12 protein-coding genes are annotated in these 13,106 nt (G+C 73.3%); 8 read left to right on the top strand and 4 right to left on the bottom strand.

Annotated elements, in window-relative coordinates; all coding sequences use genetic code 11:
* Positions 1–95 precede the first annotated feature (95 nt).
* The gene (locus tag ABD841_RS15490; RefSeq protein ID WP_344972113.1) at positions 96–824 is read left to right on the top strand and encodes a phosphoadenylyl-sulfate reductase; all 729 of its coding nucleotides are present in this window, start codon (positions 96–98) and stop codon (positions 822–824) included.
* Complete coding sequence (locus ABD841_RS15495) at positions 806–1,585, top strand: sirohydrochlorin chelatase (RefSeq protein ID WP_344971932.1); 780 nt, start codon at positions 806–808, stop codon at positions 1,583–1,585. Before ABD841_RS15490 ends, ABD841_RS15495 begins: the two co-directional genes overlap by 19 nt.
* Before the next feature lie 53 nt (positions 1,586–1,638).
* On the opposite strand, the gene ABD841_RS15500 is transcribed toward ABD841_RS15495, so the two are convergent.
* The 3 genes from ABD841_RS15500 to ABD841_RS15510 form a co-directional block, all read right to left on the bottom strand.
* Positions 1,639–2,265, bottom strand: a complete 627-nt coding sequence (locus ABD841_RS15500) for a hypothetical protein (RefSeq protein WP_344971934.1) — start codon at positions 2,263–2,265, stop codon at positions 1,639–1,641.
* 231 nt (positions 2,266–2,496) lie between these two features.
* On the bottom strand, positions 2,497–3,336 hold the full coding sequence (locus ABD841_RS15505; protein WP_344971935.1) for a DUF1707 SHOCT-like domain-containing protein: 840 nt from the start codon (positions 3,334–3,336) through the stop codon (positions 2,497–2,499).
* Between the two features lie 115 nt (positions 3,337–3,451).
* Complete coding sequence (locus ABD841_RS15510) at positions 3,452–4,585, bottom strand: saccharopine dehydrogenase family protein (RefSeq protein WP_344971937.1); 1,134 nt, start codon at positions 4,583–4,585, stop codon at positions 3,452–3,454.
* 34 nt (positions 4,586–4,619) lie between these two features.
* Between ABD841_RS15510 and ABD841_RS15515 the strand changes: the two genes are divergently transcribed.
* From ABD841_RS15515 to glgX, 5 genes are all read left to right on the top strand, one after another.
* Positions 4,620–5,051 (top strand): hypothetical protein, encoded by a 432-nt coding sequence (locus tag ABD841_RS15515; protein WP_344971939.1) that lies wholly within the window; start codon positions 4,620–4,622, stop codon positions 5,049–5,051.
* A 45-nt stretch (positions 5,052–5,096) separates the two neighbouring features.
* The gene (locus ABD841_RS15520; RefSeq protein ID WP_344971941.1) at positions 5,097–6,542 is read left to right on the top strand and encodes an ankyrin repeat domain-containing protein; all 1,446 of its coding nucleotides are present in this window, start codon (positions 5,097–5,099) and stop codon (positions 6,540–6,542) included.
* Positions 6,543–6,908: 366 nt separating this feature from the next.
* Positions 6,909–8,531, top strand: coding sequence for an isovaleryl-CoA dehydrogenase (locus ABD841_RS15525; protein ID WP_344971943.1), 1,623 nt, complete (start codon positions 6,909–6,911; stop codon positions 8,529–8,531).
* A 273-nt stretch (positions 8,532–8,804) separates the two neighbouring features.
* Positions 8,805–9,233 (top strand): OsmC family protein, encoded by a 429-nt coding sequence (locus ABD841_RS15530; protein WP_344971945.1) that lies wholly within the window; start codon positions 8,805–8,807, stop codon positions 9,231–9,233.
* Between the two features lie 236 nt (positions 9,234–9,469).
* The gene (gene glgX, locus ABD841_RS15535; protein ID WP_344971947.1) at positions 9,470–11,590 is read left to right on the top strand and encodes a glycogen debranching protein GlgX; all 2,121 of its coding nucleotides are present in this window, start codon (positions 9,470–9,472) and stop codon (positions 11,588–11,590) included.
* A gap of 149 nt (positions 11,591–11,739) precedes the next feature.
* Here the strand turns inward: glgX and ABD841_RS15540 are convergent, their stop codons facing one another.
* The gene (locus ABD841_RS15540) at positions 11,740–12,144 is read right to left on the bottom strand and encodes a hypothetical protein (RefSeq protein ID WP_344971948.1); all 405 of its coding nucleotides are present in this window, start codon (positions 12,142–12,144) and stop codon (positions 11,740–11,742) included.
* Between the two features lie 139 nt (positions 12,145–12,283).
* Here ABD841_RS15540 and ABD841_RS15545 point away from each other — a divergent pair, with 139 nt between their 5' ends.
* Positions 12,284–13,030, top strand: a complete 747-nt coding sequence (locus tag ABD841_RS15545) for a pyrimidine reductase family protein (RefSeq protein ID WP_344971949.1) — start codon at positions 12,284–12,286, stop codon at positions 13,028–13,030.
* Positions 13,031–13,106: the final 76 nt, after the last annotated feature.

Here is a 13,106-nt window from a genome sequence, read left to right on the forward strand (position 1 = left end):
TTCATGATCCCCGACGCATCCGACGTGGCGAATGTGAACGCGCCGGCCGGCGAGGCACCGGTGGCCCGTACGGCGAATGAGGAGTGGTGAGACCGTTGACGCTGGTGGACATCGAAGTCGGACTGAAGCAGCAGCGCGGCACGCTCGACCTGCAGGACATCGTGGAGTCGGCCGCGCAGTTCCTGGAGGGCGCGTCCGCCCGAGAGATCATCCGCTGGGCCGCGGCCACCTTCGGCGACCGTCTCTGTCTGACCTCCTCGATGAGCGACGCCCTGCTGATCGACCTGGTGAGCCGGGTCAAGCCGGGCGTCGACGTGCTGTTCATCGACACCGGTTACCACTTCCCCGAGACGATCGGCACCCGTGACGCCGTGCGGCAGGTCTACGACGTGAACGTCATCGACGTCACGCCGTCCCGGACCGTCGCCGAGCAGGAGCGCGACCTGGGCCCCCGCCTGTTCGGGCGCAACCCCGACCTGTGCTGCTACCTGCGCAAGGTCGAGCCGCTCAACCGCGCGCTGGAGCCGTACCTGGCCTGGATCTCCGGCATCCGCCGCGACGAGGCCGCCACCCGCGCGAACGTCAAGGTCGTCGAGTGGGACGCCAAGCGCCAGATGGTCAAGATCAACCCGATCGCCGCCTGGACGCAGGAGGACGTCGACAACTACATGGCCGACAACGGCGTGCTGATCAACCCGCTGCACTACGACAACTACCCCTCGATCGGCTGCGCTCCCTGCACCCGCCAGGTCGCCCCGGGAGAGGACCCGCGCAGCGGCCGCTGGGCGGGGATGGGCAAGACGGAATGCGGACTGCACCTGTGAGGAGGTGGCGTGCCCCCGGCACGCCCCCCGCGGTACCGCTGATCGCGGTGGCGCACGGGTCACGCGACCCCCGCGCCGCCGCGACGGTGGAGGACCTGCTCGACCGGGTGCGGCGAACGCGGCCGGAGGTCCCGGTGCGCACCGCCTACCTCGACCACGCTCCCCCGACCCTCGCCATGGCGCTGTCCGGGGTCGCCGAGGCCGCGGTGCTGCCGCTGCTGCTCACCGAGGCCTACCACAGCCGGGTCGACATCCCCGGCGCGCTGGCCGAGGCGACGGCCCGCCGCCCGCGCCTGCGCGTGCACCGGGGCGCCACCCTCGGCCCGCACCCGCTGCTGGTCACCGCGCTGGAGCGGCGCCTGGCCGAGGCGGGCGTGCCACCCGGCGACCCCGGGACCGCCGTGGTGCTGGTCTCGGCCGGCTCCAGCGACCCGCGCGCCAACGCGGCGGTCGCCGGGATCGCCGCCGACTGGGCCGGACGGCGCGGCTGGCGGTCGGTCACCGCAGCCTACGCCTCCGCCACCGGCCCCACCCCGCAGGAGGCGGTGCTGCGGCTGCGGCGCTCCGGGGCCACCCGGATCGCGGTCGCGCCCTACCTGCTGGCCCCCGGCCACTTCGCCGACAAGATCCGCCGCGAGACCCTGGCCGCGGGCGCCGACGCCGTCGCCGACGTCCTGGGCGCGGCCCCGGAGCTCGCGACGGTGCTCCTGGAACGCTACGAGCAGGCCGTCCACCCGGGCGCCCGGTCGGCCACCGCCTGAGGGTCCGGGGCGCGGGCCGCCGGGCACGCAGGAACCCGGTGCCCGGGAGCGTCTCAGGGAACCCGTGAAGGCGCGGCGCTCCTGCCCTCGCAACGCAGCCGCACGACCTCACCGGTGGCCGGGTCCACCTGACGCAGGTCATCCCGGCAGACCGGGTCGACCAGCTCATGCACCATGATCACCCAGTGGAGGGGGAAGCCGGCCGATCCGGCGAGCTGCTCCTCCCAGCCGTCGAAGAGGTCCTCCGTCCGGGTGAAGAGTCCGTCGACGTCCTCGCCCTCGACGTCGACCTCGCCGGGCAGCACGGCCGCCGACACGACCCTGTTCCCGGCGCTCAGGCCGGTCACCCGTTCCTCCCGGGCCGCCACCACGACGTCTCCGCCGGGAGCCGTGCCGCAGAACTGCTTCCACGGAGCGCCCCCGTCGACCCAGACGAGCACCCGCCGCAGCGGCCCGGAACAGTGGACGCGCACCGTGAACGAGCCGTTCGCGGGACCGATCCGGAGCTCTTCGCGCTTCCCCCCGATCCCGTACTCCCGGCTCGCGATCCGCAGGCCGGGAAACGGCCCTCCCAGCGGTTGCGACGTGGCCGGGAGGGTGGGAGACGGCTGGGCCATGACACCGGTCCAGACGTCGTGGGGGACGTCGGCGGCGTCGCCCGCGGGCACCTGGAGGGCCACCGCCGCGACGAGGCCGGCGGCGACCAGACCGCCCAGCGCGCGGCGGCGGCGTCTGATGGGGACGACGGGGTCACGCCCACAGCGGTGGACGGGACCGGGGCCCGCTCACGGGTCCGGAGCGTGCTCACGACCCCCGTCCGTCCCCGCCGTGCTTTCGCCCCGCGCGGCGCGGCACCCGGCGTCGGGAACGACCGCGCGCAGGGGTCCGCGGCCCCGTGGACGGCGTACCCGTCAGTGGCCGGGCGGAGGCGGCGGAGGCGGACCCGGGTGCGGAGGCGCCGCGGGGTACTGCGGGGCCTGCGGCGGCCGGTGGGGGTGCCACGCGTGCGGGTCCGGCGCCTGCTCCGCACCGTGCGCGTGGAACCCGTGGCCGGACGCGTGGAGCGAGTGCGGGGAGCCGGGCGGCAGCGGGGGGCGGGGCTCTCCGGTGAGCTCGCCGCGGAGCTCGCGCCACTGCTCCCGCCAGGCGGCCCAGGCCTTCTGGACGGGCTTGGCGCGCGAGTCGCCGATCACCTTGACGTCTCCCAGGACCGCGTAGGCCCGGACCCGGACGACCGGCGCGTTCGTCCCCGGGGGCGCCTCGGCGACCTGGACCTTCTTGTCGCCCAGCACGGCGACGCCCTCCAGCTCGACGTTCACGCCGTCCGGGACGATGATCTTCACGTCGCCCAGCACGGAGGTGGCCACGATGTCGACCACCTCGGTGCGGACCTCGGCCAGGCGCAGGTCCAGCGTGACGTCACCCAGCACGGCGACGGCGCCGAGCGGCTTGTCGATCCGCCACTGACCGCGCCGCTTGGAGTCGCCCAGCACGGCCACGAACCAGCGCCGCAGCCGGCCGCCCTCGGGAGCGGGGCCCTGCGCGTGGGCGGGGGCGGCGGCCTCGCCGGCGGCCGGCAGGTCCGAGGTGACCACGTCGAGCTCGGCCCGGGTCACGGCGCTGTAGGCCGCCTCGGTGCGCTCGGTCAGTTCGCCGAGGGTCAGCCGCCCCTCGACGGAGGCGACCCGCAACCGCTCGACAACGGCCTCCCGCTCGGCGTCGGAGGCCCGCATCGCACCGGGATCATTCATGACTCACAACATATCGCGAGTTACCCGGCCAAAGGATCCTTCGTAGGGAGGAGGTAAGGGTAACCAGACCGGATGACCCCCTCTGTCACGCTTCCCTGCCGTGTCAGTGGTGCGATCATCGGTTCTCCAGCGGCTGCCAGCCTCCGTCGTCGGCTCCGGACCACAGGTCGATCTCCCGGTCGGCCAGCGCCGCGCGCAGCTCGTCCGGCGTCAGCCAGGAGTCGAGCGGGACGATGCCCGGAGCCCGCAGCCGCCCGGAGAGCAGCCGCTCGACGGCGATGCCGGCCAGCAACGAGGGGATGCGGCCGCCGTCCCGAACAGCGGTCATCCCCAGCTTCCGGGTCACCGGCCGCCCGCCCCGCTCCCCGGTGAGGGTGACGGTGAAGCCCCCCGCCTCGTCACCGGCCCGGCCGACGAGCCAGGAAACCCCGCGCACCAGCGGTGTCCAGCGCTGCGGAGCGCGGGGGCGGCCGGTCCGCGCGCGCAACGCGGCGAAAAGCCCCAGCGCCCGGTTGACGACGGTGAATTCGGTTCCGGCCTTGAAGCTGATCGTGCCCGCACCGCAGAGCTCGTCGAGTACGTCCAGGTCGGCCATCTCGTACACCTGGTGGACCAGCCGCCGGCCGATGGGCGGCGGGAAGAGGGCCCATTCCGGCTCGGACCAGCCATGCACCACCGTGGGCACACCACCGCGAGGAGCGGTGAACCGGAGTCCCGCACCGTGCAGCAGCGCGCCGAACATCGCCGGACCCCGGTGCCGCCGGGTGTCGGGGGCCGCGCAGCAGGCGACGGTGTCGACACGGTCCAGGCCACGCGCGAGGTCGGCGACGACGAGGGCCTGGAGACCGGGTACGACCGACGCTCCGGTCAGGACGGGTGCCGTCGCCGATCGGGCCAGGGCCAGGGCGCCGCGCCGGAAGGCGCGGTCCTCCGAGATGTCCACGTACGGAACACCGGCCGCCACCGCCGCCCGTAACGGTTCCCACGGCCCGGTGCCCGGGCCGCCGAGGGCCTGGAAAGGGCCTGCGCAATGGACGACCGCCGCCGCGCCGTCGACGATCCCGCGCAGCCGGTCCGGCTCGGTGTGGTCGCCCCGGACCCAGCGGACCCGGGCGGAGCCGAACCCGGGGTCCGGAGGGCGCCGGGCGACCACCGTGACGCGCACGGCCGGCTGACGCAGGAGATCGGCGACGACGTACCGGCCGTAGAACCCGGTGCCGCCGATCACCACGATGTTCGGTTCGCCCATGTGACCGAAGGCTACTGCGGAGCAGAATGCGATCGTGCCCATACCCCGCCAGCGTCTGCACCGCCGCGTCTTCATGGCCGCCGGCCTCTACAACATCGCCTGGGGCTGCTACGCGGCCGTCGACCCGCAGTGGCTGTTCCGGGTCGCCGGCATGACGCCGCAGAACCATCCGCAGATCTTCATGACCCTCGGCATGGTGCTCGGCCTGTACGGCGTGCTCTATCTGGACGTCGCCCTGCGCCCCTCCGAGGGCTTCCTCATCGCGGCGGTCGGCCTGGCCGGCAAGCTCCTCGGACCGCTGGGGTGGCTGTGGCTGGCCCTCACCCGGGAGTGGCCCCTCGCCTCGGGCATCGTCCTCGTCACCAACGACCTGATCTGGTGGATCCCCTTCGCGCTCTACCTGCGCGACTGCCTGCCGCAGTGGCGCGCGCGGTATGCACCGCGCGGCCGGGCACCGGGCCTGTGACGCCGTACGGCCGACCGGGGGGCGCACGCCCTATGATCCGGAGACATGTACCGAGAACTCCTGGACGCGGTGGCGGGCGACGACGCCGAGCGGGTCGAGCGGCTGCTGCAGGGCGGGACGGGCGCCGATCCCGACGGCGCCGGCGAGTCCACGGCCCTGTACCTGGCGTCGACGCGCGGCCGCACGCCGATCGTGCGCGCCCTGCTGGCCCACGGCGCCGACCCGAACCGGATCAGCGGCGGCGAGGACGAGGGGCTGCCCCTGTGCGCGGCCGCGGCCTGGGACCGCACCGAGGTCGTCGAGGCGCTGCTGGCCGCCGGCGCCGACCCGTCCGGCCGGGCGTACGGGTGGACGCCCGTGCTGTGGGCCGCGGCCAACGGGCGGGCCGACGCGCTGCGCGCGCTGATCGCCGCCGGGGCGAGCCCGGAGGACGCCACGGACGGCGGCGACACCGCGCTCACCCTGGCGGCCCGGCGCGGCGCGCTGGGCGCCGTGACCGTGCTGCTGGAGCGCGGGGCCGACCCGCGGCGGACCGACGGCGACGGTGACACGCCGCTGGCCATCGCCTACGACTGGCTCGGCACGCAGCTGGAGAGCGCGCTGCTGGAGCAGGTGACCGAGCAGGCGCCCGAGGGCTCCCAGTTCGTCGTGGGGCGCAGCAGGGCCGCGGACGGCACGGACCTGGTGACCGTCGCGGCCGTGGGCCCGGACGGGGAGCGCGTGGCCGAGCTCCAGTGCCAGCGCGGTCACGCGGCCATCGCGACCCTGCTGGAGGACGCGACCGGCGAGCGGCTGCCCTTCGACGAGATGGTCGAGCGCGCGCTGCCGTACCGGGACGTCGACGAGGAGGCCGAGACCTGGTGGACCGTGGTGAGCTCGCTGAGCCGGCGCGGCGACGGGGCGACCTTCGACGCGGCGGCGCGGCTGTGCGTCAGCGAGGACCCGCGCAAGCGGGAGTTCGCCGTCGACGTGCTGGCCCGGTTCGGCTTCACCGACGAGGAGAAGCCCTACCTGGAGGAGACGCTGCCGATCCTGCGGCGGATGGCGGCCACCGAGGGCGACGAGCGGGTGCTGCGCTCGGTGCTGGGCGCGCTCGGCCACCACGGCGACTCGCGGGCGCTGCCCGAGGTCCTGGAGATCATCACCTCCGAGGGCTGGACCCGCACCCAGGCCGACCCGGCCGCACTGGCCGCCGTCCTGCCCCGGGGCCACGCCGAGGGGCTGGCGCTGCTCATCTCGATGACCGAGGATCCGGACGAGGAGGTCCGCGACTGGGCCACCATGGGCCTGGCGGGCCTCCCGGAGGACAGCGAGCAGATCCGCGACGCGCTGGCCGCGCGGCTCGACGACGAGGACCTGAACACGGTGGCCGAGGCCACGCACGGCCTGGCCGTCCGGGGCGACGCCCGCGCCCGCAGGGGCGCCGAGCGTGTGCTGGCCGAGAGCGACGAGGACGACGACTACATCCGCGACCTGGTCAAGGACGCGTGACCCGGCGGCCCGGAGCCGCGTTCCCCGGCGCGGGCCGCGGGGAGCGCGGACCCGGCCGTCGCCCTCGATGACCACCGCCGCGGCTCACCGCGGGCGGGGGGCGCGGCCCGTCGGCGGGGGGTACGGCGCCGGGCGGGCGGGCACTGCTCCGGGCAGGCGGCACGGCTCGGAGCAGGCGGCACGGCTCCGGACGGTGAACGCGGCGCGACAGATGGACAAAGGCCAATAAACCACCAGAAAACACCACGGTACATGTACGGAAAATCGGACATGCGGCTACGGATGGGTGTGTCAATCTTCGAGAAGCGTGCTGAGATGAGGGGCAGGACCCGCTGACGGGTCGGACGAGTCCATCGGAGGCCGCACGTGACCCACGACGTCTTCAACCAGGCCCACCCGCTCAGCGGCCACGACGTGTCCGCCGACGCCGCGCTCGTGGAGGGTGTCACCCGCGAAGGAGCCGGCTGGGCCACCGGGGAGCTGCACCGGCTCGGCGTGCTCGCCGGCTCGGAGCAGGCCCGGGAGTGGGGGCGGCTGGCGAACGAGCACCCTCCCGTGCTGCGCACCCACGACCGCTACGGGCGGCGGATCGACGAGGTGGAGTTCCACCCCGCCTGGCACGAACTGATGACCGTGGCGGTCGAGAACGGCATGCACGCCACTCCGTGGGCGAGCGCCCGGCCGGGCGCGCACGTGGCCCGCGCCGCCAAGTTCTACGTCTGGAGCCAGGTCGAGGCCGGGCACGGCTGCCCGATCTCGATGACCTACGCCTCGGTGGCCGCGCTGCGGCACAGCCCGGCGCTCGCCGCGGAGTGGGAGCCCCTGCTGAGCTCCCGGAGCTACGACTTCGGCCTGCGCCCGCCGCCGGGCAAGCGCGGGGCGCTCGCCGGGATGGCGATGACCGAGAAGCAGGGCGGTTCCGACGTGCGCGCCAACACCACGCGCGCCGAACCGGCGGGCGACGGCAGCTACGTCGTGACCGGGCACAAGTGGTTCAACTCCGCCCCGATGTGCGACGCCTTCCTGGTGCTCGCCCAGGCGCCCGGCGGGCTGTCGTGCTTCCTGCTCCCCCGGGTGCTGCCGGACGGCACCCGCAACGCCATGCACCTGATGCGGCTGAAGGACAAGCTGGGCAACCGGTCCAACGCCAGCGCCGAGGTGGAGTACCACGGTGCGACCGCCTGGCTGGTGGGCGAGGAGGGCCGGGGCGTGCGGACCATCCTGGAGATGGTCAACATGACGCGGCTGGACTGCGTGATCGGCTCCGCGGCCGGCATGCGGTACGGGGTGACGCATGCCGTCCACCACGCCATGAACCGCGGCGCGTTCGGCAGGAGGCTCGTCGACCAGCCGCTGATGCGCAACGTCCTGGCCGACCTGGCCCTGGAGTCGGAGGCCGCGACGGTGCTCATGACACGGCTGGCCGGGGCGACCGACCGGGCCATCGCCGGCGACCGGGCCGAGAGCGCGCTGCGCCGCGCCGCGCTGGCCGCCGCCAAGTACTGGGTCTGCAAACGCGCCCCGGTGCACGCGGCGGAGGCCCTGGAGTGCCTGGGCGGCAACGGCTACGTCGAGGAGTCGCAGATGCCGCGGCTGTTCCGCGAGTCACCGCTGAACGGTATCTGGGAGGGCTCGGGAAACATCGCGGCGCTGGACGTGCTGCGTGTCCTGGGGCGCGAGCCCGAGGCGCAGGAGGCGTTCTTCGCGGAGGTCTCACTCGCCGCGGGCGCCGACCGGCGCCTGGACGAGGCCGCCGACCGGCTGCGCAAGTCGCTGGGCGACACCGCCGACGCCGAGGCCCGCGCCCGGCGGATCGCCGAGGACATGGCGCTGGTCCTGCAGGGCTCCCTCCTGGTGCGACTGGCTCCCCCGGCCGTCGCCGACGCCTTCTGTGCCTCCCGCCTGTCCGGCGATTCGGGGGGCGCCCTCGGCACCCTGCCCTCGGGCCTGGACCTGGACGCCCTCATCGCGCGCGGCGCCCCCGCCTGAGCCCTTCCCGCGGCTCCCGGAGCCTTCCGTTCCAGGGTTCCGGAAAGGCCCGCCCCGGTTCCCGGAAAACCTCCGCGGTTCCTGCCGCCCGCCCTCGGCGGCGGTTCCCAGGCCGCACGGTGGGACGGGAGCCGTTCGGCGGCGGTCAGCCGGCGGACTACGGGACGGCCGGAACGATCAAGGGCGTCAACAGGTGCTCCAGGGGGCGACGGAGCGATCTCGGCGAGTATGGTCGTTCATGGCTGACCCTCAGTGATCGAAAGGAAAATCGCCATGGCGACGACACGTACCGCGACGACCCAGTGGAAGGGCGCGCTCCTCGACGGGTCGGGCACCGTCTCGCTCGACTCCTCCGGGGTGGGCACGTTCGACGTGTCCTGGCCCTCCCGGGCCGAGCAGGCCAACGGCAAGACCTCGCCCGAGGAGCTCATCGCGGCCGCGCACTCCTCGTGCTTCTCGATGGCCCTGTCCCACGGGCTGGCCCAGGCCGGCACCCCGCCGCAGTCCATCGAGACCAAGGCGGACGTGACCTTCCAGCCCGGCGAGGGCATCACCGGGATCGTCATCTCGGTCCGCGCGCAGGTCGACGGCCTGACCGCCGAGCAGTTCCAGGAGGCGGCCGAGAACGCCAAGGCCAACTGCCCGGTGAGCAAGGCTCTCGCCGGCACGACGATCAGCCTCAACGCCGAGCTGCTGAGCTGATCACGGCCTCCTGACGATCACGCGTGCCCGGCCGGGCACGCGTGATCGCATGCCTGGGCCGGGTCACGGGCCCGGCCCGCCGGCCGAGGACTTCCCGCGACCGGAAAGCGCGCGCCGGACGCCCGCTGTGACAGGGCTTGCACCGTGCGCCGTTATTCGATCTCCAATACCACACTAAGGTGACAACAACGAAACACCCTGCACAAGGGGGCCTGACTGGAGGAGAATAGGGTCACATGCGCGAAATCTGGCCGGGAGAGCCGTATCCACTCGGTGGCACCTGGGATGGCGTGGGCACCAACTTCTCGGTGTTCTCGGAGGTCGCCGAGCGAGTCGAGCTGTGCCTTTTCGGAGACGACGGCAGCGAGGAACGCCTCGACCTGGCCGAGGTCGACGGGTTCGTCTGGCACGGCTACGTCCCCGGCGTCATGCCCGGGCAGCGGTACGGCTACCGCGTGCACGGCCCCAACGACCCCTCCCGGGGGCAGCGGTGCAACCCCGCCAAGCTGCTCCTCGACCCCTACGCCAAGGCCGTCGAGGGCGAGCTCGCCTGGAACGAGGCCCTGTTCTCCTACAAGTTCACCGACCCGAGCATCCGCAACGACGAGGACAGCGCGCCGTTCATGCCGAAGAACGTGGTGGTCAACCCGTTCTTCGAGTGGGGTGACGACCGGCTGCCGCGCACCCCGTACCACCAGACCGTCATCTACGAGGCGCACGTGCGCGGGCTGACCATGCGCCACCCCGCGGTCCCCGAGGAGAAACGCGGCACGTACGCGGGGCTGAGCCACCCGGCGGTCATCGAGCACCTGCTGAGCCTGGGCGTCACCGCGGTCGAGCTGATGCCGGTGCACCAGTTCGTGCCCGAGCACGCGATGGTGGCCCGGGGGCTGACGAACTACTGGGGCTACAACACGATCGCCTACCTGGCCCCGCACGGCGCCTACTCCGGCTCGGGGCAGCGCGGCGGGCAGGTGCAGGAGTTCAAGGCGATGGTGCGGGCGCTGCACGAGGCCGGGATCGAGGTCATCCTCGACGTGGTCTACAACCACACCGCCGAGGGCGACCACATGGGGCCCACGCTGGGCTTCCGCGGCATCGACAACAACGCCTACTACCGGCTCCACGACGGCGACCGGCGCTACTACCTCGACTACACCGGCTGCGGCAACTCCCTCAACGTCCGCTCGCCGCACGCGCTCCAGCTCATCATGGACTCACTGCGCTACTGGGTCCTGGAGATGCACGTGGACGGCTTCCGGTTCGACCTGGCCGCCGCCCTGGCCCGCGAGCTGCACGACGTCGACCGGCTGAGCGCGTTCTTCGACCTGATCCAGCAGGACCCGGTGATCTCCCAGGTGAAGCTGATCGCCGAACCGTGGGACGTGGGGCCCGGCGGCTACCAGGTCGGCAACTTCCCCCCGCTGTGGACGGAGTGGAACGGCAAGTACCGCGACTGTGTCCGTGACTTCTGGCGCGGCAGCGGGTCCGCGTTGCCGGAGTTCGCCTCGCGGCTGACCGGCTCGGCCGACCTGTACGCCGTCTCCGGCCGCCGCCCGGTGGCCTCGATCAACTTCGTCACCTGCCATGACGGGTTCACGCTGACGGACCTGGTCTCCTACGACCGCAAGCACAACGAGGAGAACGGGGAGAACAACCGCGACGGCACCGACGACAACCGGTCGTGGAACTGCGGGGCCGAGGGCCCGGTGGAGGACCCGCAGATCATGCGCCTGCGCCGGCGTCAGCGCCGCAACTTCCTGACCACGCTGTTCATCTCGCAGGGTGTGCCGATGCTGCTGGCCGGCGACGAGTTCGGCCGGACCCAGGGCGGCAACAACAACGCCTATTGCCAGGACAACGAGATCTCCTGGATCGACTGGTCGCTGGCCAAGACCGAGGGCGACCTCCTCGACTTCGTCAGGGGCCTGTCGAAGCTGCGGCGCGAGCACCCGGTCTTCCAGCGGCGCCGCTTCTTCCACGGCCGCAGGGCCGACGACGGCACCCGCGACATCGTCTGGCTGACCCCGTCCGGCGAGGAGATGTCGGCGGCCGACTGGCACACCGGCTACGCCAAGTCGCTGACCGTCTTCCTGAACGGCGACGCCATCACCGAACCCGGCACGCGCGGCGAGCCGATCGTGGACGACTCGTTCCTGCTCCTGATCAACGCCCATCACGAGGACATGTCCTTCACCCTGCCCGAGCCGAAGTACGGCGAGCGCTGGCGGAGCGTGCTGAACACCGCCGACGAGGGGCCGCAGGAGGCGCCACGGGAGGAGTCGTGGCCGGCGGAGGCCGTGGTCTCGGTGGCCGACCGCTCGATGCGCATCCTGCGCTGCGTGAGGGCCTCCTAGGGCTCCTCCGTTCCCGGGCGTGTCGGGCCGGTGGCGCGGCCGCCGCCTCGATCGGCCTGGACCGCCCGAGAACGGCCGGAGCACCCGGGGACCGCCGGGCCCCGGCCCTGGGGGCCCGGGGACGGCTCTGAGGCCTTCTCCGGGGCTCCTCAGGCTCCGGACGCGATGGCCGCGGTGAGCAGCACCAGCACGAACGTCGTCACGCCCGCGATCCCGTGCAGCAGGACCGCCACCGTGGGAAAGCGCTGCTCGGCGCCGCGGGCGTGACGGCCGCCCCCGAGCCAGCGGGTGAACATCACGAAACCGAGCAGGGCGGAGGCCGCGAGCACGCCGAAGGAGAGCCAGGCGAAGGTCCGCTCCAGGGTGAGGACGTAGGCGATCCAGCAGGCCAGCGCGGAGACCGCGAGGGCCGGGTGGGTGAAGACCAGCAGGGCCGGAAAGCGAGTGATCTTGGTCGCCTGCTGGCGCAGCCCTCCGCCGGAGAGCCACAGATAGAGCAGGTAGATCCCCACCATCGCGGAGATCGACCATGTCACGATCGCGACCAACCCCACGCAGCCCTCCCGTGTCTCCCACCTCGAATCATGTAACGCGGGCCATCCGAAGTCACTACGGGCTGTCGAATCCGTTATCGGCGAGCTGGGAGAACACCCGGATCGCCGCGCCGCGGCGGTGCTGTGCCAAGGTGAAGGAATGCGCCTCATCCACCCCGAGCCGTCGGCCGAGGTCGACCTCGCCCGGGCCTACGCCTACCCGGACGGCCCCTGCCTCCGGCTCAACATGGTCACCAGCGCCGACGGCGGCACCTGGCTGGACGGGCTGTCCGGCGGGTTGTCCGGCAGGGGCGACCGGAAGGTCTTCGGCGTGCTGCGCGGGCTGGCCGACGTCGTGGTGGCCGGAGCGGCGACCGTACGGGCCGAGGGATACGGCCCGGCCCGGCCCCGGGAGTCGTGGCGGACGCTGCGTGAGGGCCGCCCGGCGGCGCCGCCGGTGGCCGTGATCACCCGGCGGCTCGAGCTGGACCTGACCCGCCCGCTGTTCACCGAGGCGGAGCCGGACGCGCGGACGATTCTCATCACCTGTGAGGCCGCGCCCCGGGAGCGGCGTGCGGAGGCGGCCCGGCACGCCGAGGTGATCGTGGCCGGGGGTGACCGGGTGGATCCGGCGCTCGCGATGAAGGAGCTCGCCGAGCGCGGCCTGACCCGGGTGCTGTGCGAGGGCGGCCCGAAGATCAACGCTCAGCTGGCCGCGGCGGGCCTGGTCGACGAGCTCTGCCTGACGATGAGCCCGCTGCTGATCGGCGGCGACGCCGCCCGCGCCCTCGACGGCCCGCCCTCCCACACCAGCCTGCGCCTGGCCCACGTGCTGGAGGACGAGGGGTTCCTGTTCATCCGCTACGTCCGCAGGAGCGGCCCCCTCCAGGAGGGCGGAGCGGTCTAGGGCGCCTCGGGGACGGGAAGGGACGGGAGGGGACGGGAGCCTACGCGCGGGCGGAGCCGTGCGCCCGGACGGGCGC

Source organism: Streptosporangium fragile, assembly GCF_039534445.1.
Classification (GTDB): Bacteria; Actinomycetota; Actinomycetes; order Streptosporangiales; family Streptosporangiaceae; genus Streptosporangium; species Streptosporangium fragile.